We start from the raw sequence: 23506 nt of genomic DNA on the forward strand, positions 1-23506 counted from the left end.
TGAAAGTAGTCATTTCAGATTTTCTGCCCATTCTTTTTCGTTAAAACCTACTAGTACATGGTTTTTGGTTACAACAATAGGTCGTTTCACAACCATGCCATTGGATGATAAAATGTCTAATAACTCATCTTCAGATGCAGTTTTTACCTTCTCTTTCAGATTTTCTGCTTTGTAAATATTTCCTGATGTATTGAAGAATTTATTAATGGGTAGCCCCGATTTTTTGATCCAGGCGGCCAGTTCAACCTTTGTCGGATTTTCCTTTGTTATATCTCGGCTTTCGACTTCAATGTTATTCTCTTTAAGCCATTTACCGGCTTTTTGGCATGTACTACATTTAGGATATTGTACAAATAGTGCTTTTTCCATAAAAATACGTTAATTTTTTACAAAAATAAAGATTTCATTAATCAATAACGCATCTGTAGCATTTAAAGTTCTTCATTTTTAACCATAGCGCCTAATATTTGCTTATTTTTGTCATTCTAAAATCTGAAAATTATATGATACAATCAATGACCGGCTTCGGAAAGGCCACAGGTGAGCTAGCAAAAAGAAAAATTACTGTCGAAGTAAAGTCTCTTAATAGTAAGCAATTGGATCTTTCGGTTCGAATGCCTAATCTGTATAAGGAAAACGAAATGGCTGTGCGTAACCTTCTGGCCAGAACATTGGAACGTGGAAAAGTAGATTTTCTTATTTATATCGAAAATGTAGGAAATGAAACTACCACGCAACTCAATCAGAATATTATTGAAGCTTATCATGCTCAAATAACAGAATCTGCTACCAAGCTAGGTGTTGCTACACCACAAGACTGGTATCAGGTACTACTGCGCATGCCCGATGTGCTGAAATATGAGGCGCAAGAAGTGGACGTAGAAGAATGGGAGAGTGTATCGAAAGTAATAGATGAGGCTTTGGAGAATATGGCTGCTTTCCGCAAACAAGAAGGGGCAATGCTTCAGAAGCTTTTTGAGGAAAAAATAGCGAATATTTCTGCTTTATTATTGGAAGTAGAATCTTACGAAGCAGAGCGCATCGACAAAGTGAAAACCCGCATAATAGAAGCGATTCAAAAAATAGATAATCTTGATTATGATAAGAACCGTTTCGAGCAAGAGATGATTTATTATATTGAAAAGCTCGATATAAACGAAGAAAAGACTCGACTGACCAATCACCTGAGCTATTTCTTAGAAACAATAAAAACAGGTAAAGGACAAGGTAAAAAGCTAGGTTTTATCGTACAAGAAATAGGTCGCGAAATAAATACAATGGGTTCAAAATCTAATCATGCTGAGATGCAACAAACGGTAGTGCGTATGAAAGATGAGCTGGAACAAATTAAGGAACAGATATTAAACGTTTTGTAATCTTTATAAAATAAATACAAGGATAAAATAATAATGGGACATTTAGTCATATTTTCTGCTCCATCGGGTTCGGGAAAATCTACCATTGTGAATTATTTGCTTTTGCAAAATTTGAATTTGCAGTTTTCCATATCAGCAACGAGCCGATTGCCACGAGGAGAAGAAAAACATGGTGTTGAATACTATTTTCATACACCGGAAGAATTTCGCCAAAAGATTACAAATGGTGAATTCCTCGAATATGAGGAAGTATATACAGATAAATTCTACGGTACACTTAAGGCGGAAGTAGAGCGCATTATAAATTCGGGAGGAAATGTTATTTTCGATGTAGACGTTGTTGGCGGATGCAACATTAAGAAATACTATGGCGACAGGGCTTTGTCTGTTTTTATACAGCCGCCATCGGTTGAAGAACTACGTTCCCGACTAATAGCCAGAGGCACAGACTCGCTGGAAGTAATAGAATCCCGCGTTGAAAAAGCAGAATATGAATTGACTTTTGCACCTCAGTTCGATGTGATTATCATGAACAATGATTTGGATACAGCAAAAGCAGAGGCATTAAAAATAGTAAGTGATTTTTTAGCAGAATGAATATAGGCGTATTTTCGGGTTCGTTCAATCCGATACATATAGGACATGTTATTTTGGCAAACTATATTGTAGAGTTTACTGAAATAGATGAAGTATGGTTCTTGGTTAGCCCGCAGAATCCATTGAAGGATAATGTCGGTTTATTGGATGAAAAGGAACGCTTTCGTATGGCTCAACTAGCTCTTGAAGGATATTCACGATTGAAGGCGAGTGATTTCGAGCTGTTTTTGCCTAAACCTTCTTACACAATTAATACATTGGAGGCTCTTCAATTGGCTTATCCTGCAAATAACTTCATGCTTATTATAGGGGCTGACAATTGGAGCAATTTTGAGGAATGGAAAGATTATGACAAAATGGTACAGGAGTACCCTATAAAGGTTTATCCCCGTGTAGGCTATCGAATCACTATTCCAACTAAATTGAGACAAAAAGTTGAAGCATTAGAATCTCCGGTTATAGAGATTTCATCGACTTTTATTCGTGAAAGTATTGCTGTAGGTAAAAATATAAAAGCATTCTTGCCTGACAGTGTATATGAATATATTGAGAAAAATAAATTATATAGATAATGGACTATCAAATAGCATTGTCGAAAGACTTAGAAATTCGTAGCCTTCGACTTCAAAAAGCGATGCAGGCGGCGAATATCGAAGCTTGTATATTGGCTACCGGTGTAAATGTATTTTATATGACAGGGTGTATCTATAACGGATATTTTTACCTGTCGGCCGAAGGGAAACCGATACATTTTGTGAAAAGACCCGAAGGCATTGCTTTCGATAATACGATATACATCCGTAAGCCCGAACAGATAGTTGAAGAGTTACAAAACAGAGGCATAAATTTGCCTGAAACTGTTTTAATAGAGACAGATGTTCTTCCTTTCGGGGAATGCATGCGTCTGATGAATACGCTGAATATTAAAGAAGCAGCTAATGCTTCCACTTTCATGCGTAAACTGCGATGTGTAAAGACAGATTGTGAACTATCGCAAGTGAGAGCTTGTGCACGCAAGCACGAAGCTGTCTATAAGTTGATACCATCGGTCTTTCGAAGAGGAATGACAGATGTGGAGCTCCAAATTGAGATAGAAAAACTAATGCGTTTGCATGGCTCGTTAGGTATTTTCCGTAGTTATGGCGAAAATATGGATATCTACATGGGTAGCCTTTTAGCTGGAGAAAATGCAGAAGCACCCTCACCCTTCGACTATGCTTTAGGTGGTTCAGGTACAAGTCCTGTTTTACCGCTTGGTGCAAGTGGGCAGAAATTGCAGGAGAAGGAGACGATAATGGTAGACATGGCAGGTAATTATTCGCCGTGGATGACCGATATGACGCGTGTGTTCTCTGTCGGTAAAACGCTTGATCTCGCATATAGGGCACATGAAGTATCGCGCGAAATACAAGATCGTGTGATGGATACGGCCCGTCCGGGTACTGCTTGTTCGGAAATGTATAATATTGCGATGGAATTGGTGAAAAAGAATAATCTTGAAGTCTATTTTATGGGAACAAAGCAACAGGCTAAATTTATTGGTCATGGGGTCGGTCTCGAAATAAATGAACCGCCTGTGTTAACTCCCCGCTCGAAAGAATTGCTTGAGCCGAATATCGTTTTTGCTTTAGAACCTAAATTTGTGATTCCCGAAGTTGGTGCTGTCGGTGTTGAAAATACTTTTGTAGTAACTGAAGATGGAATAGAAAAAATAACGATATTGGAAGAAAATATAATTCAATTGTAACAACGATTCAGATTATAAGCATGTAAGCAGATGACCAAACTTGATAAATTCTGTAAATACACTCCGCTAAAGGTATTTGGTATAAGTATTATTATATCAGTAATTATTTTCATTGTGTATTCTTTATTTTTCATGGAAGAACTTACACCTGAAGAAATGAGAAATAGTCATGGAGAAGCAGGTTTCTCGCATATTTTGATTCTTGGCGCTTGTATCACCTATAGCTTTATATGTAGCCTTTGTTCCTATTCGATTTATTTAAATTTGTACAAAACGGTAAGAGACAAGTTTATCTTTTCGCTTCTGTCTTTTTTCAGTCCGATTATTTTATTTCCATTGATAGCAGGCTTGTTTGGTGGATTAAGTAATGGATTGCTACCGTCTTTACAAATGATGTTTTTTGCCATTCCTTTCATTATTCCACAAATATATTATTTTCTCCGTTTTCGGATGAGATTAGAATCCGGAGAAATTCTGGAAGATTTTTATGTAAGCTATTATGAAGACAATTAATATAAAAGGAGAATTATTAGACTTGTCCCATCCAATTGTGATGGGTATATTGAATATTACTCCCGATTCGTTTTACGAAGGTAGTCGCAAACAAACCGAAGAGCAGATAATACTTCGGGTGAATGAGATTCTATCACAAGGTGGTAAGATTATCGATATTGGAGGTCAATCTACAAGCCCATCTTCGACTATGCTTACAAGCGAAGAAGAAATGGAGCGTTTGGGTTTTGCATTGAAAGTCATTAATCGCGAATTCGCTGATTCAATTCTATCAGTGGATACTTTCTATAGTAATACAGCTCGCCGTTGTGTAGAAGAGTATGGAGTTGCTATTATCAATGATATATCAGGTGGAGAGATCGATAAGAATATGTTTGAAACGGTGGCCGATCTGAAAGTGCCTTATATCTTAATGCATATGCGTGGAACTCCTCAAACTATGCAGAAGCAAACGAAATATGATAATCTGATTCAGGATATATTCTATTATTTCTCACAGAAAATAGCAGAGTTGCATTTATTGGGAGTGAACGATGTAATTATCGATCCCGGATTTGGCTTTAGTAAAACTGTAAAGCAGAATTATGAGTTGATGGCATCTCTTAAGGGATTTGATATTTTCGACCTGCCTCTCCTCGTGGGTATCTCGCGAAAATCGATGATTTATAATTTATTAGGAATAAATCCGACTGAAAGTTTAAATGGTACGACAGTTTTAAATACATTTGCTATTCAGAACGGTGCGAATATTCTTCGTGTACACGATGTGAGGGAAGCAGTAGAATCTATTCAAATAATAGAAACACTTGATAATTTAAGCAAAGGATTATGTTAGAGCCTTTTGGAATAAAAGATATAATTGATGTACTATTGGTAGCAATAGTTATGTATCAATTGTACAATCTTGTTGCCAAATCCGGTACAGGAGCTATATTCAAAGGAGTACTAGCTTTTATGATTCTTTGGATACTTGTGTCGCAGGTATTTCAGATGCGCTTGATGGGAGCTATTCTCGATAAATTCGTAAGTATCGGGTTGTTTGTTCTTATTATTATTTTTCAGGATGAGATCAGGCGTTTTTTGATGTCGTTGGGCTCAAACAAAACATTTCGGTTTTTCGCTAAGATATTCAGTTCTAAAGACTCCGGCGATTTGTCAGATACAATTGTTACACCTCTCGTTTTGGCGTGCATGAATATGGCAAAAACTTATACGGGGGCATTGATTGTAATAGAGCAGGAAATGAAGCTGAGTAGTTTCGAGCAAACAGGCGAAATGCTTAATGCGGAGATAAGTACACGATTAATAGAAAACATTTTCTTCAAAAATACGCCCTTGCATGATGGTGCGATGATAATAGCTGATAATAGAATCAAGGCTGCCGGATGTATTCTGCCTATTTCTCAAAATCAAGATCTGCCAAAGTCGCTGGGATTAAGGCATAGAGCTGCATTAGGTATCTCGCAGGAAACAGATGCCAAAGTGATTATCGTTTCCGAAGAAAGGGGTAAAATTTCATTTGCCAGCGGTGGAGAAATCCAGACAAATGTTACTCCCGAAAAACTGCAAGAATTATTAATGGGTACAATGGCGGAAAAGAGTAATAAGAAAGGGCGAAAATAAGACTTATTTTTCTAACCTCTTTTTCTCTATTTGCTTTACTCGTGGTATAACCAAACTATCTTCTATAAATGTATGTGCTTCCAGTTCTTCTTCCGACATATATAGTTCCATTAAAATATTTACCATAAGTATTTGGTCTGTTGTACCCGAAACGTATTTCATCAATATTTGTTTCAGGTCGTTCATCTTACCTTCTATATCATTATGCCTCTCTTCGAAGATATTAATCGAGTATTGATCTAGATTATCTTCGTTTATGAGCGAGTATACATAAGGAAACACCACTTCATCTTCGTATTGCATATGCTCAAATACCTCTTTAGTATAATTATCAAAAAAGTTGAGAACTATATTTTGGAGCCTTTTATCGGAAGATTCGAACACCATTTCGAGCTTACGGCGTATGTTTGGTAATCTCTGATCGAGAAAATAATGATGCGAATTTTTCAGATAGTGTAAGAATGGAGCCAAAGGTAATGACTCGAAAGTATGCTGTATATCTGTAATGGATTTATTCGATTGATAGTTCGCCAGGAATAAAAAACAATTGGTGTCAAAATTATTTTCCTGACAAACGGCATCTACACTTTTCTCGCCAAATCCCAAAGATATATTAAGGCGGTTTAGAAGTAGCAGCAATCGATAATCGGAATCAATCAGATCCGACATTTTCATTGACTTCTTAAACACAATAGTTATATTTTGCATAGCAATTAATTTTTATTCGTCCTGATATTTTATTTCGGAAATGTCAATAAGTTTGTTGATGATGGCATAAATAGTCAATCCTGAAATACTGTGTACTTTAAGCTTTCGCGTAATATTTCGTCTGTGCGTTATAGCTGTATGGATAGATATGTTATGATGGTCGGCAATTTCTTTATTGCTCATCCCTTTCACCACGCTTATCAATATTTCTTTTTCTCTATCACTTAAACCTTCTAACTCTGCCTGATTATTTTGTTCCTTATTCAAACAAGCAAGAAGTATCTCCTCTATTTTAGACTCAGAATCATTAATTCTGATGACTGCGTCGTATGATTTATAAAACTGCTCATCAATTAGGTTGTACACCAGTGCTATGATAGCCGTTTGTTTATTCAAATTAAGTTGTTGGCGAATGTTATGTTTAGCTGTATGCCCCAATAGCATAGGATTAATCAATACAGCATCCGGACGTAAAATATCAAGTTGATAATTAATGTCCTCCATTTCTTTCAGTTCCACAACCTTCGATACACTAGCTAGTTGCGATAGTACATATACGAGTCCTTTGCGAATAATGTACGATGTCTCTGCAACAGCAAGTACTTTCTTTGTATTTGGCATCTTCTGATAGTTCCTTATATAGAATGGTTCTTTATAATGAGCAAATTACGTTATAAAATCTGGTATAAACAAATCTTATAACTAATAATATAAATCTATCATAGATGTTCGCTATTAAACAATAATTATGGTAGCTTTGTTTTGCTAATGGAAATTTTCAAAACCATTTTATGATCAACTTTAAACAAATAGAACTGTCTGATAAAAAAGAGATGGATGCCTGTTTTGCGGGCAATACATATAGGGCCTGTGACTTTTGCTTTACAAATCTTTATGCCTGGAATGCTAAATTCAAAACAGTATTTGCAGTCGTGCATCAAACTATTTTTCTTCGGTTTGTAGATTCCAATGGAGAAATTTATTACATGATGCCTATTGGTAAAATGCCCCTTACTGATGCTTTTGCGTTAATAATTCAAGATGCAAAAGATAATAAGATACCTTTTCAGATGAAAGGTATTTCTCTTAAAATGTGGGAGCTTATTAAGCACGAAATGCCCGGCCAATTTCAGTATATATGCGACCGTGATAATGATGAATACATATATTTATCTGAAAAACTGATTAAACTTTCGGGTAAGAAATTGCAAAGTAAACGCAATCATATCAATCGGTTCAAAGCAGATCATCCCGATTGGGAGTATTTCCCCTTGACAACTCCTGCTGAGCTGAACGAATGTATTGAAATGCTCGATGAATGGGAAGGCAATAATATACCTAAGGCTCAGAAAACTCTTCAATATGATTATATTGCAACGAAAATAATGCTCGAAAACTTCGATTATCTTCAATTGAGGGGAGGCGCTGTCAGAGTAAACGGTAAGATTGTTGCATTCTCGATAGGCGAGCCATTAACAAAAGATTCATTCGTGGTGCATGTAGAGAAAGCTTTTGGTGAAATCAACGGTGCATATACGATCATCAATCAACAGTTCATAGAGCATGAAGCATCAGAATTTATGTATGTCAATCGCGAAGAGGATATGGGAATAGACAATCTTCGTAAAGCTAAAATGTCGTACCATCCTGATATACTTTTACAGGAAGGGATATTGAAACCAATCAAATGATACAGTTTGCAAATAAAGAAATAACTCCTTTGGTACGTCAAATGTGGAAAATCTGCTTTGATGATACAGATCAGTTTATGGATCTTTATTTCTCGAATAAATACAGAGAAGGAAATACGCTTGTCTATTTTGAAGAGAATAGACCGGTAGCTTCGTTGCAGATGTTACCTTACACGATTACTTTTTACGGAGAAAATATTCCTTTTTACTATCTGGCGGGATTATGTACTTTACCTGAGTATAGAAAGAAGGGATATATGGCACAGCTTATTTATAAGTCTCATCAATTGATATTAGATAGAGGAGTTGCCTTGTCCATTCTTATTCCTGCCGAAGATTGGCTGTATGGATTTTACGAAAAATATGGTTACGAACAAGTCTTTGAAAAGGGAGAAGAACTGCTGCCTTCATTAAAAGATATAATAAATACCACTTCTGGCATAGAAGATGCTTATCAGCTATTTAGCTCCTTGTATGGGACTAAAGATTTTTGTGTTCAGAAAAGTTTTGCCGATTTTAAAACAATCATAGAAGATTCGAAAGAGGACGATTATCCTGCTAAAACCAATTTGTCGGCAATGGCTTGCATCATTGATCCTAAAAAGCTTTTATCTATCTATGCACGGAAAAACACCGATAAAACTTTTTCAATAAAAGTGGACGAGTATATTTTTAGAGTAGAAAATGGTCGGTGTTCTGAAATCGCTGTTACAGAGTCGGCCGATTTTAATGTAGATATTCGTTTGCTCTGTCGTCTTTTATTTGGCTATAAGACTGGTGAATTGGATGAAAAGTATAAGACATATTTTCCGTTACATCATCCTGTAATAAATCTGATGTTAGAATAAATCAGAATTCTCTTAATCCTGATGCCTTATATCTGCTTAAAGCTTCCAGTTTTACATCTTTTCCAATTACTACGCCATTATCCGAAAGAGCCTTCTCCACAGTGCTATATGCTAATTCAGGGTGATTATTATCTTGACTAAGATGGCACAGCCAGATGTTTCGTAGTTTTTCGCTATAAATACTCGAAATAAATTCGGCTGATAGTTTATTGCTTAGATGCCCCATGCCACAAGAGATACGTTGTTTTAAATGATAAGGATATTTACCATTTTGGAGCATGTCTTCGTCGTAATTAGCTTCGATTACCAGATGCGTTGCTTTACTCGCATAAGATCTTATAGTATCAGTTATTCTGCCTATATCGGTGATGAGTACAAAATCCTGATCGTTAAATTGAATGTGGTAGCCCACATTTTCTATACTATCGTGAGGTACATCGAATGCCGTAATCTGGAAATCACGAATCGAAAAAATCTCTTCTTTATTAATAACTCTACGAGAGGTAATGAGATTTGCATTCAGATATTTATTCCTTCTGATTCCATCATGAACACCTTCGGTAGTGTACACAGGTATTGCTAGTTTATCACCGAGGCATCCTACGGTTTTGATATGATCGGCATGGTCGTGAGTAATCAGTATGGCAATAATCTTTTCCATTGCAATGCCATATTCATGCAGTGTTTTTTTAATAGTACGGATGCCGACTCCTGCGTCGATGAGTATTCCATACTCTTTGGTACCCAAGTAATAGCAGTTGCCGCTACTGCCACTGCCTAAGCTGAAAAATTTATATTTTGATTGAGAAAATAAATCGTATTGCATAATAAACACAAAGGTATAAGAGTCTGCAAATAAAAAAGGTGTTTGTAACGTTAAAGTTATAAACACCCCGTATATTTTTTGTTGAAGTTATTATTTCTTCAAAAAGCAAGTTTTTAAAACAATGCTCGAGCCATCTATTTTACAATCTACTTCTGTTGGTTCTTCAGTCAATCGTATGCTTTTTACTTTTGTACCGCGTTTGATAACCATAGAAGATCCTTTTACTTTAAGATCTTTGATTACGGTAACTGCGTCACCATCCGAAAGTTCTGCACCATTACTGTCTCGTGGAGTTGTGTCTTCTGCATCGGTATCCCCTTCTCCTGTCCATTCGTGAAAACAATCAGGGCAAACATATGCTGTTCCGTCGAAATATGTGTTTTCCATGTTGCATTTTGGACATGCTGTAGCTTCTGCCATTATTCTATTTTTTTGAGTTAATGCGACAAAGATAGGTCAATTAGCCCTAGGATGCAAATTGTTAAAATTTTCATTGATAATTTCTTATGAACTAACTGTTCCCTTTTTTTGCTATAAATTTTTATTTCTATAACTTGCCGTCCTATTTTCGATTACGTTGGTGAAGCAATTATTTGTATTTATTTTGTTCGTAGTTCAAAGAGGATTCTTGCCTGAGTTATACGGCTGGAATAAGATGTATTATTAAATAGAAATAGCTCGCTCAAACCTCAAACTCGTGTTTCTTTGTTTAATACAATTTTAATTATGAAAAAATACACTACCCTATTTTTACTTGCTTTCGTTGCAATATTTTCCTCATGTAATGGGGCTAAAGGCGATTATCAACGTGGACGAATCGATTTGCAGGGCAAATGGCAATTCGAATTGGATTCTTTAAACGAGGGGATTGAAAAGAACTGGCAAACAAAAGCCTTTGCAGATTTAGTCGATTTGCCGGGAACCACAGATACGAACAAGAAAGGCATATTAAATACAAAAAATGATGAAACTACATTTCTTTCGCGAATATACTCCTATGTAGGAAAAGCCTGGTACAAAAAAGAGGTTGATATACCTGAAGACTGGAAGGAAAAAAACATCTCTCTTTTTCTTGAACGCACAAAGCCAACAAATATATGGGTTGACGGGAAAAAAGTTGGTTCAAACGATAATGTATCTACACAACAAGTGTACGATCTGACCTCTTTTCTTTCTCCCGGAAAGCACGACATTGTTATAATGGTGGATAACGGTCAGTCAGTACCACCTCAGTTATTATCTAACTCCCATGCATATACAGAATCGACCCAAACAAATTGGAATGGAATTATCGGCGAGATTTATCTTGAGGCAACAAATATATTGCACATTCAGGATGTTCAGGTATATCCTGACGCAAAAGACAAATCAATTTTGGTGAAAATAAAACTTTCAAATCCAGAGAAAAGGGGAAGTCCTGCTAAAATAGAATTACAAGCAAAAGCTTGGAACACTGACAAAAAACATATAGTTAAAGCAATCAGTCAAGATTTAGATATATCTAAAGATGAAATTGAAATAAAATATACGCTGGGAGACGATGCTTTACTGTGGAGTGAATTTCATCCATCGCTCTATAAATTGAAAGTGACGCTTGATGATGGCACAGGCCTCTGCGATTCGAAGACTATTAATTTCGGACTAAGAGACTTTAAAGCTAAAGGTTCCCAATTTACAATCAACGATAATCTAACATTTTTGCGGGGGAAACATGATGCATGTGTTTTTCCGCTGACGGCTCATGTCGCAATGGATTTGGAAACATGGAGAAAGTATTTTCAGATAGCCAAACAATATGGTATTAATCATTACCGCTTTCATTCGTGGTGCCCACCTAAAGCTTGTTTCGATGCTGCCGATATTGAGGGTATCTACTTACAGCCAGAGCTACCTTTCTGGGGAACTCTAAAAAAAGAGGATGATCGATTAAATTCTTTCCTCACAAAAGAAGGTGTTAATATTCAGAATGCATATGGAAATCACGCATCTTTTGTAATGTTTGCTTTGGGGAATGAGCTTTTTGGCGATCAGGAAGTGATGGATAATTTTGTCAAAACGTTCAGGGATGTAGACAACAGGCATTTATATGCTTTCGGGGCAAACAACTTTTTGGGATTTAGAGGGCAGATACCAGGTGAAGATTTCTTGGTGACGTGCCGTATAGGAGGGGAGGAGCACAATTCGTTTAATACGCATGTAAGAGGTTCGTTTTCTTTTGCCGATGCTTATGATGGAGGATATATCAATCATACTTACCCGAATTCTGTCATGAATTTTTCAAAAGCAATCAGTGCATCCACAGTTCCTGTTATAAGTCATGAGACGGGGCAGTTTCAAATATATCCGAATTATAATGAGATTAAAAAATATACAGGTGTGCTTCAACCAAGAAATTTTGAAATATTCAGAAAAAGACTTGAGGATGCAGGCATGCTCGACCAGGCAGATGATTTCTTTAAAGCATCCGGAAAATGGTCGGCATTACTTTACAGGGCTGAGATTGAAATGGATTTAAGAACAGACGGTTTTAGCGGATTCCAATTGTTAGACTTGCAGGATTATCCGGGTCAGGGATCAGCATTTGTTGGAATTTTGGATGCTTTTATGGATAGCAAAGGGCTAATTACTGCCGAAGAATGGAGAGAATTTTGTTCGCCTGTGGTGCCTTTATTTACAACAGAGAAATTCTGTTGGACCAATAATGAGTCTTTAGAGGGTAATGTGAAAATTGCGAACTATTCAGAAGCCTCATTGGATGGTAAGAGTTTGTATTGGGAACTAAAAAGCGACGATCAGCAAATTATAGATAAGGGCACAATTAATATTAAAGCTAAAGAAAACGGATTGATCGATTTAGGGGCGATAAAGCCTAAGATAGTTTCTATTGCAAAGGCGGCGAAGGTTATGTTGAAACTTGGTATATCCGATACTGATTATAAAAACTCATATTTTTTGTGGGTATATCCTGAAAAAGTATCAATTGAAAAGTCTGCCACTATTACTATAACAGACAAATTGGATAATGGCACGATTGAGCGATTGAAAAAAGGAGAAAGCGTATTGTTATTCCCCAATAGAAAACAATATGAACAATCAACTGTGGGGGGGCTGTTTCAAACCGATTATTGGAACTATCGTATGTTCAAAACTATCAGTGAGTCTATTAAAAGGCCTGTATCTCCCGGTACATTGGGTCTTTTGACTAAGCCGGAACACCCCATTTTTGCCGATTTCCCGACCGATTTCCATACAAACTGGCAGTGGTTTCCGATTGTAAAGAATAGTTATCCTCTGATTATGGATAGAATGCCTGTGGGGTATAAGCCAATTGTACAGGTTGTTGATAACGTGGAGCGAAATCATAAATTGGGACTTATTTTTGAGTTTCAGGTTGAGAGTGGTAAATTGTTAGTTTGTATGTCCGATTTGAATGCAGCGATGGATAAACCTGAAACAAGACAATTATACCATAGCATGCTAAATTATATGAATTCAGACAATTTTAAACCGACGACTAAAATCGGTTCGGGAGCTTTGACCGAGTTGTTTAGTCCGTTTGCCGGTACAAGTAAGGTTGAGATTCTGGAGAATATTTCATATAAATAAGTATATGAAATACTTATAAAAATAATTGGAAACTTTTTGGTTTTTTTCAGTAAGTATTTGAAAGTGAAAAGAGCCCTATAAAAAAAACCAAAAAGTTTCTTAGTTAAATGTGAAAAACCGATAAACAACATATCAAAAAAAGATGTATCTTTGTGCGCATTAAAATAATAACCCTCTTTTTATTATTAGTATGCACGAGAAAATCATTATTCTTGATTTCGGTTCACAAACCACACAGCTTATTGGTCGCAGGGTCAGAGAGTTAAATACTTACTGCGAAATAGTCCCGTATAACAAATTCCCTTTCGAAGAAGAAAATATCAAAGGAGTAATCCTTTCGGGTAGTCCCTTCTCTGTAAATGATGACAGTGCTTTTAAACCTGATCTCAGTCAGATTAGAGGTAAGTATCCTATTTTGGGTATTTGCTATGGTGCACAATATCTTGCATATTCTTCGGGTGGAAAGATTGAAAAAGGCGATTCACGCGAATACGGTCGTGCTCATTTAACAAAAATAGAATTAGGACAGTTGCTATTTGATGGTATATCGCAAGGTACACAGGTGTGGATGTCGCATGGCGATACAATCACTACTTTGCCTGCCGATTTTGATATTATTGCCAGCACAAGCGATGTGAATGCTGCTGCTTATAAAATAAACGGAGAATCTACATGGGCGGTACAATTTCATCCTGAAGTTTATCATACTACCGATGGTACACGTTTACTAAGTAATTTCCTTAACATCTGCGGATGCCAAAGAGATTGGAGTCCTGCCTCGTTTATCGATTCTACGGTTGCTGAATTGAAGCAACAAATAGGTGATGATAAAGTGATTCTTGCTTTGTCGGGAGGCGTTGACTCGTCTGTTACAGCAGTGTTGTTGAATAGAGCAATAGGTAAGAATCTTACTTGCGTATTTGTAGATCATGGCCTTCTTCGTAAAAACGAATTTGAAAATGTTCAAAGAGATTACGAACATTTGGGGCTTAATGTAATCGGAGTAAATGCAAAGGCTCGTTTCTATAAAGAATTAGCAGGAGTAACCGATCCCGAAACAAAACGTAAAATAATAGGAAAAGGCTTTATCGATGTATTCGATGAAGAAGCCCATAAACTGAAAGATATAAAATGGCTTGGACAGGGAACTATCTATCCTGATATTATCGAGTCGCTATCTATTACCGGAACAGTGATTAAATCTCATCACAATGTAGGTGGCCTTCCAGAAAAAATGAATCTTAAACTGGTTGAACCTCTTCGTCTCTTATTTAAAGATGAAGTTCGCCGTGTAGGGTTAGAATTAGGAATGAAAGATCATCTTATCAAACGTCATCCATTTCCGGGGCCCGGTTTGGGAATACGTATTCTTGGAGACATTACCCCTGAGAAAGTGGAAATTATTCAGAATGCAGACGATATCTATATTAGCATGCTTCGCGAATATGGTCTTTATGATCAAGTATGGCAAGCCGGTGCTATATTACTACCCGTACGCTCTGTTGGTGTAATGGGAGACGAACGAACTTACGAAAATACAGTTGCTTTACGTGCCGTAACATCTACGGATGCTATGACTGCCGATTGGGCTCATTTACCGTACGAGTTTTTAGCAAAAGTATCTAATGAAATTATAAATAAAGTGCGAGGAGTAAACCGCGTTGTTTACGATATCTCGTCTAAACCGCCTGCTACTATCGAGTGGGAGTAATTTAAAATTAAATGCGTACACTACAAGAGCTTGTTAACACAGAGGATTCGGGTTGGACATACGTCAAACAGTGGATAGATGTATCTAAAAATAAAGTTGAAATTTTGCCCTGTGACCTTCCAAATGCGAAAGATGCTTTATACAAAACTCAGGTTTCAACTAAATCATTGATGGGTGCTGTTATCTATCATACAGGAGGTTTGTTGATCGATCATGGATGGATTCGTATTTTAGGATCTGGTTGCAAGTTGTTGAAGCGTTCATTGCCTGATTGGAACAAGGGTAAAACCTTTTCGGAATTTGGCGAAATTGCCGGTTATCTCCTGATTGCTGACGATGCTATCGGTGGATTCTATGCAGTAAATGGAGGCTATTTGGGTAACGACGCAGGAAATATATATTATTATTCTCCCGATTCGCTAGAGTGGGAAGCGATGGAGATCGATTATAGTCAGTTCTTATTGTTCTGTTTCGAAACAGATATGAACGAATTCTATGGAAATCTTCGTTGGAAAGGCTGGAAAGATGATGTGAAGGAATTGAAGCCCGACTATTCATACAGCTTTTATCCATTCTTGTGGACTAAAGAAGGTAGGGATATAAACAAAGTAACACGTAAGGTACTCCCCGTAGAAGAAGTGTATAACTTCAATATGGAAACAGGATCAACATTAAAATAAAAACACCCGACAATTTATATGGAAGCTAGCAAAGGCGCAGTAGATGAAATTATTCAACCGATAATGAAAACCGATCTTATCTATCAGATAGAAGATAGACCACCTTTCAAAGAATCCATATTTGTCGCCCTGCAACATCTATTGGCCATTTTCGTGGCTATCATCACTCCTCCGCTCATTATAGCAGGAGCTTTAGGATTGGATACTGCAACTACGGGTTTCCTTGTGTCGATGGCATTATTAGCATCGGGTATTTCTACGTTTATTCAGTGCAGACGCTTCGGGCCTGTTGGCTGTGGCTTGCTTTGTGTACAGGGAACAAGTTTTTCGTTTATTGGAGCATTAACTTCTAGTTTCGGTGGAATGGGTATTGCTGCATTGCCTCTTATTTTCGGGGTATGTATTGCCGGAGCCCCTGTTGAAATTGTAGTTAGCCGCTTGTTGAAATATACTAAAAAAATAATCACACCTTTAGTATCTGGAATTGTGGTAACAATGATAGGTTTGTGTCTTATCAAAGTTGCCATTGTATCTTGTGGCGGTGGTTATGGTGCAATGGAGACAGGCACATTTGGCAGCATGCAGAATCTGGGCTTGGCGGGATTGGTACTGGTCTCGATTATTATATTGAATAGTATCAGGAATAAATATATCCGGATGAGTTCTATTATTATAGGACTTCTGATTGGTTATATTGTAGCCTATTTCATGGGTCGCATAGACTTTTCAGAATTGGGTGGATTGGGTATGATCAATATTCCGACTCCATTCAAATATGGCTTAGGTTTTGATATATCCGCATTTATAGCTGTTGCACTGATCTATTTCATTACTTCGATTGAGGCCTATGGTGATATTACAGCCAACTCTATGATTGGTGGAGAACCGATTGAAGGACCAAAATTTCTAAAACGTGCGCAAGGTGGTGTTTTGGCTGATGGAGTAAACTCAATGATTGCCGGTGTATTCAATTCTTTTCCGAACTCTATTTTTGCGCAGAATAATGGTTTGATTCAGTTGACCGGTGTAGCCAGTCGTTACATTGGTTACTATATAGCCGGATTCTTAGTTATACTAAGTGCTTTCCCTTTTGTTGGGGGAGTATTTTCTCTTATGCCCGAACCAGTGTTAGGCGGTGCTACGCTGCTGATGTTTGGTACAGTTGCCGCATCGGGGGTGCGTATTATTGCATCGCAGGATATTAATAGAAAGGCGATTCTTGTTTTAGCTGTGAGCTTTGCTTGTGGATTAGGTGTAGAACTAGTACCGGGTATCTTAGATCAGATGCCATCATGGATTAAAGGAACTTTTTCTTCGGGAATAACAACAGGTGGTCTTGTTGCCATCATTGCAAATGTTGTTATCCGTATTAAAGAATAAAAAATATATTGTTATGAAATTATTAAAAGATCGTATTCTAAAAGACGGAAAAAGTTTTGATGGAGGTATTCTCAAAGTAGATAGCTTCATCAATCATCAGATGGATCCCATTCTGATGAAATCAATAGGAGTAGAATTTGTGCGTAGATTTGGAAATCTACCGATAAATAAAATAGTGACGATAGAAGCCAGCGGTATAGCTCCTGCTATTATGCTTGGCTATTTGCTAGAGTTGCCTGTAGTCTTTGTGAAAAAGGCGATACCTAAAACAATGGAAAACATGGTAACCACGGTTGTGCATTCTTTTACTAAAGGGACTGACTACAATGTATGTGTTAGCCGTGACTTCCTTAATTCGAATGATAAAGTAGTTTTCATCGATGATTTCCTTGCTAACGGCAATGCCGCCGTAGGCATCAATAATCTGGTGAAAGAAGCTGGAGCTGAGTTATTCGGAATGGGTTTTATCATAGAAAAAAGCTTTCAAGATGGAGGTAAAAGATTACGGGAACTGGGTATCCGTGTCGAATCTTTGGCCAAAGTGAAAGAACTTGGTGATAATAAAATCATTTTTGAAGATTAAATAATGGATAAGACCATCTTCTTTGCGCCCGATATACTTACCAATCCAGAACTTCCTGCTGAGGAGGCTTTACATTGTGTAAAAGTGTTGCGGATGAAAGAAGGGGACGCTATCCTTGTTACGAATGGACGAGGGCATTTTTTTGATGCTTCTATTATTCAGGCACACCCTAAACATTGTATCGTAAATATTCAAAAGACAATAGATCAGCCTAAATCATGGGCTTTCGATCTGCAAATTGCTTTCGCTCCAACCAAAAATATAGATCGCGTAGAATGGTTTGCCGAAAAGGCGACCGAGATAGGCATTGATCGCTTTTCTCCATTGCTTTGTCAGCATTCTGAACGTAAGGAAATTAAATTGCCTCGTATCGAAAAGATACTTGTTTCAGCTATGAAGCAATCGCAGAAAGCAATTTTACCTCAATTGGATGAAATGACTCCTTTCTCTAAGTTTATTAAACAAGATTTCACAGGGCACAAATTTATTGCGCATTGCTACCCACAAGATAAAAAGCTGCTGAAAGATGCCTATAAAAAGGGTGAAGCTGCTCTTATTCTTATCGGCCCCGAAGGCGATTTCAGCGAAAAAGAAGTAGCAGAAGCACTTCAAAATGGCTTCGAGCCTATCTCTCTAGGCGAAAGTCGCTTACGTACAGAGACGGCTGCTCTAGTGGCTTGTCACACACTGCATGTGTTAAACTCCTGATTATTTCTTAATGAAAAAGCCGATACAATGTTTTGTATCGGCTGATCTAATATATTACGGGGTGATTATTTCTGTATATAACTTTGTAATGCTTTTACGTATTTATCGAAGGCATCAACCCCATGAGGTGTTATTTTACAGACAGTGCGTGGTTTTTTACCATCTATAAATTTTCTTACATCAATATATCCGGCTTCATTTAGCTTATCTATCTGCACGCTCAGATTTCCTGCCGTAGCTCCCGTTTTTTCTCGGATGAATACAAAGTCGGCTTCATCGATTGCCAGCAGCAACGACATGATTGCCAACCGAAGTTGGGAGTGCAATAAAGGATCTAGGTCTTTAAACATTTTATTCGGCTTTACGGTTTAAGAGTTGCCCCGGTATGGCAAACCCTGCTATGAACGCTGCTGCTAAGATAATGAATTGAATACTTCCGTTGCCGGTGCAATAGCTGCCAATGCAGAGAAGTGCTCCAATCCAGAATATAGCTGCCCCATAAAAATATGGTTTGAATCGGCAGGCGGTTGCAGTTGCATATTGTGCCAATCCAGTCAAAGTGAGTATAATGGGAGTGATAAGCAGAGGGAGATATACCGTATTTATAATGGCAGTTGTTCCGAATATGACCAGAAGCAATACTATTATAGAATATCCGTATGCTCTCCATATTGCACCGATTATTTTATCAATATGAGTTTTAACCAAAGCTTGTTTGTCTTGTTTCTTTGCAATGCATACATTGATAATAGACATTGGGATCATAAGTAACCATATCCAGTACGATTGATTTGGATTTGGGAGAGTGTGAACTAATATTAAGTTCATAATGGCTACAACAGCAACTGAGTATCCTGCAAATATGACTCTGTTTGCTGTCTCTTTTCTAAAGTTGTTTCTTGCCTGCGAAATCATTTCGTTGATCAATGTCAAGCTTTCTTGTCCGTTAAATTCTTTTTCCATAACGATATTTATTTAATTGTATAACAATATTATATTGCAAATATAAACTAGTTTATAATATAAACCAAATTATACTGTAAATTGTTTTGATATAGAGCAAAAAAATAAAAATAGGTAATAGTACATTTTAGAAAATATGCCTATATTTATGATCGAGTTTGAGAAAATCTAATTTTTGTAACCTTAAAAGTTAATTATGAAGAATCGATCTTTAGGTATTGCTGCGTTTCTGGTATGCATGCTTTTTATTTCGTCGAAGACATTTGCACAACAAATCAAAAAGGATGTGTTGTACAAGATTCAAAGTCCGTCTGGTCTGGTTTTAGACAATAAATCAAAGACCACAAATGAGGCTGGTATCTTTCTAAGTAAAAGCTCTAATAGTGCAAAGGGGCAGTATTGGAAAATCACAGCTCTTCCGAATGGTTATTATACAATATCCAGTCCTTTCAATAATAAAAGTATAGACAATAATAATACTGTCGAAGGTAATGGGAATGCTGTTATTCAATGGGATACAGACAATGGTAACCGTAATCAGCAATGGAAGTTTGCAGTTACTGGTACAGGAGCCTATATGATTACACATCCGGCAAGTGGTATGAATCTTGCTTTTACGGGTGACGATGATGCCGGAACAGCTATTTATCAGTTACCAAATGCATCACAATTATGGATCTTGGTACCGACCAGTATGCAAGCGCCCAAAGAAGATAAGAAAACGAAACGGGGTAATACAGAATGGGAGGACGAAACGATCTTTGCCGTTAATAAAGAGCCCGGTCATGTTACATATCATGTGTATCCAACTGTAGAAGCATTAAAAGCAGACAAAACATTCGATAAGCCTTGGGAAACTCCTACTTCTTCGTATTATTTATCTCTGAACGGTAATTGGAAGTTCAATTGGGTGAAACAACCATCCGAACGTCCAACCAATTTCTATAAGATGAATTATGATGTATCGTCTTGGAAAGAGATACCTGTTCCATCCAGCTGGGAAATGCAAGGTTACGGCACACCTATATATACGAATATAACATATCCGTTCAAAAATAACCCTCCTTTCATTCAGGCGCAAAAAGGATATACCAATGAGATAGAAGTAAATCCTGTCGGTTCATATCGCAGAGATTTCTCTGTTCCTGCCGATTGGGATGGCAAAGAAATCTTTCTTCATTTCGACGGAGTATATAGTGGCATATATGTTTGGATAAATGGAACTAAGGTTGGATATAGCGAGGGTGCTAATAATGTAGCTGAATTCAATATTACTAAATATGTGAAGCCGGGCAATAATACGATTGCTGCTGAAGTCTATCGTTGGACAGATGCCAGCTATATCGAAGATCAGGATATGTTCCGTTTAAGTGGTATTCATCGGGATGTTTTTGTTTTTGCAACGCCTAAAGTACATGTACGTGACTACTTCTTGCAGTCTGAATTTGCAGGCGATGATTATAGTTCTGCTATTTTCAAGACAAAGGCATATGTAAAGAATTATGATAGCAAAACATCGCAAGCTACTACATTAGATATTACGTTACTCGATCCATCGGGGAAAACTGTGGATACAAAGTTGTCGCAGGCTGTCGTAGCTTTGAAAGGCAATGAAGAATGGAATTATGATTTGCAAGCTAAAGTAAATAATCCATTATTGTGGTCTGCCGAAAAGCCCAATTTATATACAGTAATTGTTACTCTTAAAGATAGTCAGGGCAAAGTGTTGGAGGCGATGTCTTCTAAATTTGGATTTCGTAAGATTGAAATAAAAAACAAGCGGGTTTATATTAATAATGAGCAGATATTCTTTAAAGGTGTGAACAGGCATGATACACATCCTGTATACGGCAAGGCGGTAGATGTTGAGTCGATGATGACCGATGTCTTGATGATGAAGAATCATAATATTAATACAATCCGTACAAGCCATTATCCGAATAGTCCTAAAATATATGCAATGTACGATTACTTTGGATTATATACGATGGATGAGGCGGACCTCGAAAATCATGGGAATCACTCTATAAGCAATATGCCAAGCTGGATTCCGGCTTATGTGGATCGTATAACAAGAGTTATTCAACGCGACAAGAATCATCCATCTGTTATCTTCTGGTCGCTAGGCAATGAGGGTGGTAATGGAGATAACTTCGATGCAATGTATAAAAAAGCGAAAGAACTGGATCCTTCGCGTCCTATTCATTATGAAGGAAAAAATGAGTTAGCAGATATTGATTCTCACATGTATCCTGATATCGACAGAATGACCCGTTTCGATCAACAAGATTCAGACAAACCGTATTTCTTGTGCGAATATGTTCACTCGATGGGTAATGCGCCCGGTAATCTTGTCGATTATTGGAATTATATAGAGAATTCGCAACGTATGATCGGTGGCTGTGTATGGGATTGGGTGGATCAAGGGCTAACTAAATTCGGAGAGTCTCCTACACGTTTTTATTTTGGTGGTGACTTCGGTGATAAACCAAACGACTTCGATTTTTCATGTAATGGTCTGACAACGCCCGATAGAAGAGTTACAGCAAAACTGTTGGAAGTGAAAAAGGTGTATCAATATATTAAATTTAAACCGATTGCTTTGGTGAGCGGTAAAGTTGAAATTGAAAACCGTTATGACTTCTTAAACTTAAATGAATTCGACATTACATGGGAAGTTTTAAAAGATGGAGTTGAAGTTGAATCTGGCTCGTTGGCATCGTTAAATTTGGCTCCCAATGAGAAAGAAATTGTGGCAATACCATTCAATAAGAAACTAGAGGCCGGTAAAGAGTATTTCTTAAATATATCTTTCTCTCTTAAAAACAAAAATGTTTGGGGGGAAGCGGGGCATGTTGTTGCTACCGAGCAGTTTGCATTGAATAGTCGCCCAGCTGTGGCTGCTGTCGATCAATCTTCATTACCGGCTATTAATGCAACGATTCAAGGTAATAACTTGATTATAAGTGGTAATGGTTTCAGAACAGTATTCGATATGGAAACTGCTGCTATGACCTCGTTGCAATATGACAATAAAGAAATGGTTCATAATAATAACGGATTATCGCTGAATTGGTATCGAGCTATAAATAATGACAAATATGTAGATCAGAGTTATCATGAAACTACTTATGATAAACCGCTATTCAGCTATAAAGTTGATGATAGTAATAAATCAGTTACCATTGTAACGAGTATCAATGCAACTATCAATAGTGAAAAGCCTGTCGTGATTCCATACCTCGTGAAATATGTTGTCTACTCCAATGGGGTAATAGATGTAGATGCTAACTTCACTAAGCCTGTCAATGGAGGTATTGTTCACCGCTTAGGTTTGCAAATGGTGTTACCTCAAGGTTTTGAGAAAGTACGCTATTACGGAAACGGACCTCATGAAAATTATTCGGATAGAAAACAGTCTGCCCTCGTAGGATTATATGAAACCACGGTAAAAGGCATGGAAGCCGAGCATTATGTTCGGGCACAAAGTATGGGTAATAGAGAAGGTATAAGGTGGATTACTCTTACCGATACTAATGATCGTGGATTGAAGATCACATCGAAAGATCGTATGAATTTCAGTGCATTACATTTCTTGGATAAAGATGCGTGGATTGCTTTACACGATTTTGAACTGGATAATATTCGTAAACCGGAAATTTATCTGAATCTCGATTGCATACAAGAAGGTTTGGGTAATGCAAGTTGCGGTCCTATTACAATGGAGAAATATATGATCCCTGCTAACAAAGTTCTTAGCTATTCGTTCCGTTTGGAACCTGTTAAATAAACCTATTATAACTAAATACTAAAGAGGGTGATGTTCAATTTTGTTTGAATATCACCCTTTTAATTAGATGGAGGAAGATAGTCTTTTTGCTATTTCGGAATAAAACAAAAAAGCTCTATCTTTGTTATAAGTACAATAAATAGTTTACGTTGTTGT

23 protein-coding genes are annotated in these 23506 nt (G+C 37.2%); 16 read left to right on the forward strand and 7 right to left on the reverse strand.

Annotation, left to right across the window (positions count from 1 at the left end):
* Positions 1 to 9: 9 nt before the first annotated feature.
* Positions 10 to 369 carry an arsenate reductase family protein gene (locus G7Y56_RS13775; protein WP_165044310.1) on the reverse strand — a complete coding sequence of 120 codons (360 nt, stop codon included), beginning with the start codon at positions 367 to 369 and terminating at the stop codon, positions 10 to 12.
* 134 nt (positions 370 to 503) lie between these two features.
* Between G7Y56_RS13775 and G7Y56_RS13780 the strand changes: the two genes are divergently transcribed.
* From G7Y56_RS13780 to cdaA, 7 genes are read left to right on the forward strand one after another with little or no spacing between them, the layout of a single operon-like run.
* Positions 504 to 1376, forward strand: a complete 873-nt coding sequence (locus G7Y56_RS13780; RefSeq protein WP_165023991.1) for a YicC/YloC family endoribonuclease — start codon at positions 504 to 506, stop codon at positions 1374 to 1376.
* Between the two features lie 33 nt (positions 1377 to 1409).
* Positions 1410 to 1973: a guanylate kinase gene (gene gmk / locus G7Y56_RS13785; protein WP_165044312.1), complete on the forward strand. Its 564-nt coding sequence runs from the start codon at positions 1410 to 1412 to the stop codon at positions 1971 to 1973.
* Complete coding sequence (nadD, locus tag G7Y56_RS13790; protein ID WP_165044314.1) at positions 1970 to 2545, forward strand: nicotinate (nicotinamide) nucleotide adenylyltransferase; 576 nt, start codon at positions 1970 to 1972, stop codon at positions 2543 to 2545. The genes gmk and nadD overlap by 4 nt, the downstream gene beginning before the upstream one ends.
* Positions 2545 to 3720, forward strand: a complete 1176-nt coding sequence (locus G7Y56_RS13795) for a Xaa-Pro peptidase family protein (protein WP_165044316.1) — start codon at positions 2545 to 2547, stop codon at positions 3718 to 3720. Before nadD ends, G7Y56_RS13795 begins: the two co-directional genes overlap by 1 nt.
* 30 nt (positions 3721 to 3750) lie before the next feature.
* Complete coding sequence (locus tag G7Y56_RS13800; protein ID WP_165044318.1) at positions 3751 to 4233, forward strand: hypothetical protein; 483 nt, start codon at positions 3751 to 3753, stop codon at positions 4231 to 4233.
* On the forward strand, positions 4220 to 5068 hold the full coding sequence (gene folP, locus G7Y56_RS13805; RefSeq protein ID WP_165044320.1) for a dihydropteroate synthase: 849 nt from the start codon (positions 4220 to 4222) through the stop codon (positions 5066 to 5068). Before G7Y56_RS13800 ends, folP begins: the two co-directional genes overlap by 14 nt.
* Positions 5062 to 5856, forward strand: coding sequence for a diadenylate cyclase CdaA (cdaA, locus tag G7Y56_RS13810; RefSeq protein ID WP_165044322.1), 795 nt, complete (start codon positions 5062 to 5064; stop codon positions 5854 to 5856). Before folP ends, cdaA begins: the two co-directional genes overlap by 7 nt.
* A 3-nt stretch (positions 5857 to 5859) precedes the next feature.
* On the opposite strand, the gene G7Y56_RS13815 is transcribed toward cdaA, so the two are convergent.
* Together G7Y56_RS13815 and G7Y56_RS13820 are read right to left on the reverse strand one after the other, a co-directional pair.
* Complete coding sequence (locus G7Y56_RS13815; protein WP_165024007.1) at positions 5860 to 6564, reverse strand: hemerythrin domain-containing protein; 705 nt, start codon at positions 6562 to 6564, stop codon at positions 5860 to 5862.
* Positions 6565 to 6576: 12 nt separating this feature from the next.
* The gene (locus G7Y56_RS13820) at positions 6577 to 7185 is read right to left on the reverse strand and encodes a LuxR C-terminal-related transcriptional regulator (RefSeq protein ID WP_165024009.1); all 609 of its coding nucleotides are present in this window, start codon (positions 7183 to 7185) and stop codon (positions 6577 to 6579) included.
* 170 nt (positions 7186 to 7355) lie between these two features.
* On the opposite strand from G7Y56_RS13820, the gene G7Y56_RS13825 reads away from it, so the two are divergent.
* Both G7Y56_RS13825 and G7Y56_RS13830 read left to right on the forward strand, forming a co-directional pair.
* Positions 7356 to 8255: a DUF2156 domain-containing protein gene (locus G7Y56_RS13825; protein ID WP_165044324.1), complete on the forward strand. Its 900-nt coding sequence runs from the start codon at positions 7356 to 7358 to the stop codon at positions 8253 to 8255.
* Complete coding sequence (locus tag G7Y56_RS13830; protein ID WP_165044326.1) at positions 8252 to 9103, forward strand: GNAT family N-acetyltransferase; 852 nt, start codon at positions 8252 to 8254, stop codon at positions 9101 to 9103. The genes G7Y56_RS13825 and G7Y56_RS13830 overlap by 4 nt, the downstream gene beginning before the upstream one ends.
* A 1-nt stretch (position 9104) precedes the next feature.
* Here the strand turns inward: G7Y56_RS13830 and G7Y56_RS13835 are convergent, their stop codons facing one another.
* Both G7Y56_RS13835 and G7Y56_RS13840 read right to left on the reverse strand, forming a co-directional pair.
* Complete coding sequence (locus tag G7Y56_RS13835; RefSeq protein WP_165024015.1) at positions 9105 to 9929, reverse strand: MBL fold metallo-hydrolase; 825 nt, start codon at positions 9927 to 9929, stop codon at positions 9105 to 9107.
* Positions 9930 to 10019: 90 nt separating this feature from the next.
* A complete protein-coding gene (locus tag G7Y56_RS13840; RefSeq protein ID WP_165024017.1) occupies positions 10020 to 10349 on the reverse strand; it encodes a zinc ribbon domain-containing protein YjdM in 330 nt (109 codons plus the stop codon).
* A gap of 306 nt (positions 10350 to 10655) precedes the next feature.
* Here G7Y56_RS13840 and G7Y56_RS13845 point away from each other — a divergent pair, with 306 nt between their 5' ends.
* From G7Y56_RS13845 to G7Y56_RS13870, 6 genes are all read left to right on the forward strand, one after another.
* Positions 10656 to 13535 (forward strand): sugar-binding domain-containing protein, encoded by a 2880-nt coding sequence (locus G7Y56_RS13845; protein ID WP_165044328.1) that lies wholly within the window; start codon positions 10656 to 10658, stop codon positions 13533 to 13535.
* A 190-nt stretch (positions 13536 to 13725) separates the two neighbouring features.
* Entirely contained in the window at positions 13726 to 15246 is a 1521-nt protein-coding gene (gene guaA / locus G7Y56_RS13850; protein ID WP_165044330.1) for a glutamine-hydrolyzing GMP synthase, read from the forward strand.
* An 11-nt stretch (positions 15247 to 15257) separates the two neighbouring features.
* Positions 15258 to 15926, forward strand: a complete 669-nt coding sequence (locus G7Y56_RS13855) for a DUF2625 domain-containing protein (protein WP_165044332.1) — start codon at positions 15258 to 15260, stop codon at positions 15924 to 15926.
* Between the two features lie 63 nt (positions 15927 to 15989).
* Entirely contained in the window at positions 15990 to 17306 is a 1317-nt protein-coding gene (locus G7Y56_RS13860; protein ID WP_185154002.1) for a nucleobase:cation symporter-2 family protein, read from the forward strand.
* A 13-nt stretch (positions 17307 to 17319) separates the two neighbouring features.
* Entirely contained in the window at positions 17320 to 17889 is a 570-nt protein-coding gene (gene xpt, locus G7Y56_RS13865; protein WP_165044336.1) for a xanthine phosphoribosyltransferase, read from the forward strand.
* Between the two features lie 3 nt (positions 17890 to 17892).
* On the forward strand, positions 17893 to 18597 hold the full coding sequence (locus G7Y56_RS13870) for a 16S rRNA (uracil(1498)-N(3))-methyltransferase (RefSeq protein WP_165044339.1): 705 nt from the start codon (positions 17893 to 17895) through the stop codon (positions 18595 to 18597).
* 65 nt (positions 18598 to 18662) lie between these two features.
* Here the strand turns inward: G7Y56_RS13870 and G7Y56_RS13875 are convergent, their stop codons facing one another.
* Positions 18663 to 18947: a transcriptional regulator gene (locus tag G7Y56_RS13875; RefSeq protein WP_165024032.1), complete on the reverse strand. Its 285-nt coding sequence runs from the start codon at positions 18945 to 18947 to the stop codon at positions 18663 to 18665.
* A 1-nt stretch (position 18948) separates the two neighbouring features.
* Positions 18949 to 19560 (reverse strand): hypothetical protein, encoded by a 612-nt coding sequence (locus G7Y56_RS13880; protein WP_165044341.1) that lies wholly within the window; start codon positions 19558 to 19560, stop codon positions 18949 to 18951.
* A gap of 196 nt (positions 19561 to 19756) precedes the next feature.
* Here G7Y56_RS13880 and G7Y56_RS13885 point away from each other — a divergent pair, with 196 nt between their 5' ends.
* Positions 19757 to 23350, forward strand: a complete 3594-nt coding sequence (locus G7Y56_RS13885) for a glycoside hydrolase family 2 TIM barrel-domain containing protein (protein WP_165044343.1) — start codon at positions 19757 to 19759, stop codon at positions 23348 to 23350.
* Positions 23351 to 23506: the final 156 nt, after the last annotated feature.

This window comes from Dysgonomonas sp. ZJ709, assembly GCF_011039195.1.
Classification (GTDB): domain Bacteria; phylum Bacteroidota; class Bacteroidia; order Bacteroidales; family Dysgonomonadaceae; genus Dysgonomonas.

Coding starts and splice junctions, on each gene's coding strand:
- G7Y56_RS13775 (WP_165044310.1), bottom strand. CDS start 369: ATGGAAAAAGCACTATTTGTACAATATCCTAAATGTAGTACATGCCAA.
- G7Y56_RS13780 (WP_165023991.1), top strand. CDS start 504: ATGATACAATCAATGACCGGCTTCGGAAAGGCCACAGGTGAGCTAGCA.
- gmk (WP_165044312.1), top strand. CDS start 1,410: ATGGGACATTTAGTCATATTTTCTGCTCCATCGGGTTCGGGAAAATCT.
- nadD (WP_165044314.1), top strand. CDS start 1,970: ATGAATATAGGCGTATTTTCGGGTTCGTTCAATCCGATACATATAGGA.
- G7Y56_RS13795 (WP_165044316.1), top strand. CDS start 2,545: ATGGACTATCAAATAGCATTGTCGAAAGACTTAGAAATTCGTAGCCTT.
- G7Y56_RS13800 (WP_165044318.1), top strand. CDS start 3,751: ATGACCAAACTTGATAAATTCTGTAAATACACTCCGCTAAAGGTATTT.
- folP (WP_165044320.1), top strand. CDS start 4,220: ATGAAGACAATTAATATAAAAGGAGAATTATTAGACTTGTCCCATCCA.
- cdaA (WP_165044322.1), top strand. CDS start 5,062: ATGTTAGAGCCTTTTGGAATAAAAGATATAATTGATGTACTATTGGTA.
- G7Y56_RS13815 (WP_165024007.1), bottom strand. CDS start 6,564: ATGCAAAATATAACTATTGTGTTTAAGAAGTCAATGAAAATGTCGGAT.
- G7Y56_RS13820 (WP_165024009.1), bottom strand. CDS start 7,185: ATGCCAAATACAAAGAAAGTACTTGCTGTTGCAGAGACATCGTACATT.
- G7Y56_RS13825 (WP_165044324.1), top strand. CDS start 7,356: ATGATCAACTTTAAACAAATAGAACTGTCTGATAAAAAAGAGATGGAT.
- G7Y56_RS13830 (WP_165044326.1), top strand. CDS start 8,252: ATGATACAGTTTGCAAATAAAGAAATAACTCCTTTGGTACGTCAAATG.
- G7Y56_RS13835 (WP_165024015.1), bottom strand. CDS start 9,929: ATGCAATACGATTTATTTTCTCAATCAAAATATAAATTTTTCAGCTTA.
- G7Y56_RS13840 (WP_165024017.1), bottom strand. CDS start 10,349: ATGGCAGAAGCTACAGCATGTCCAAAATGCAACATGGAAAACACATAT.
- G7Y56_RS13845 (WP_165044328.1), top strand. CDS start 10,656: ATGAAAAAATACACTACCCTATTTTTACTTGCTTTCGTTGCAATATTT.
- guaA (WP_165044330.1), top strand. CDS start 13,726: ATGCACGAGAAAATCATTATTCTTGATTTCGGTTCACAAACCACACAG.
- G7Y56_RS13855 (WP_165044332.1), top strand. CDS start 15,258: ATGCGTACACTACAAGAGCTTGTTAACACAGAGGATTCGGGTTGGACA.
- G7Y56_RS13860 (WP_185154002.1), top strand. CDS start 15,990: ATGAAAACCGATCTTATCTATCAGATAGAAGATAGACCACCTTTCAAA.
- xpt (WP_165044336.1), top strand. CDS start 17,320: ATGAAATTATTAAAAGATCGTATTCTAAAAGACGGAAAAAGTTTTGAT.
- G7Y56_RS13870 (WP_165044339.1), top strand. CDS start 17,893: ATGGATAAGACCATCTTCTTTGCGCCCGATATACTTACCAATCCAGAA.
- G7Y56_RS13875 (WP_165024032.1), bottom strand. CDS start 18,947: ATGTTTAAAGACCTAGATCCTTTATTGCACTCCCAACTTCGGTTGGCA.
- G7Y56_RS13880 (WP_165044341.1), bottom strand. CDS start 19,560: ATGGAAAAAGAATTTAACGGACAAGAAAGCTTGACATTGATCAACGAA.
- G7Y56_RS13885 (WP_165044343.1), top strand. CDS start 19,757: ATGAAGAATCGATCTTTAGGTATTGCTGCGTTTCTGGTATGCATGCTT.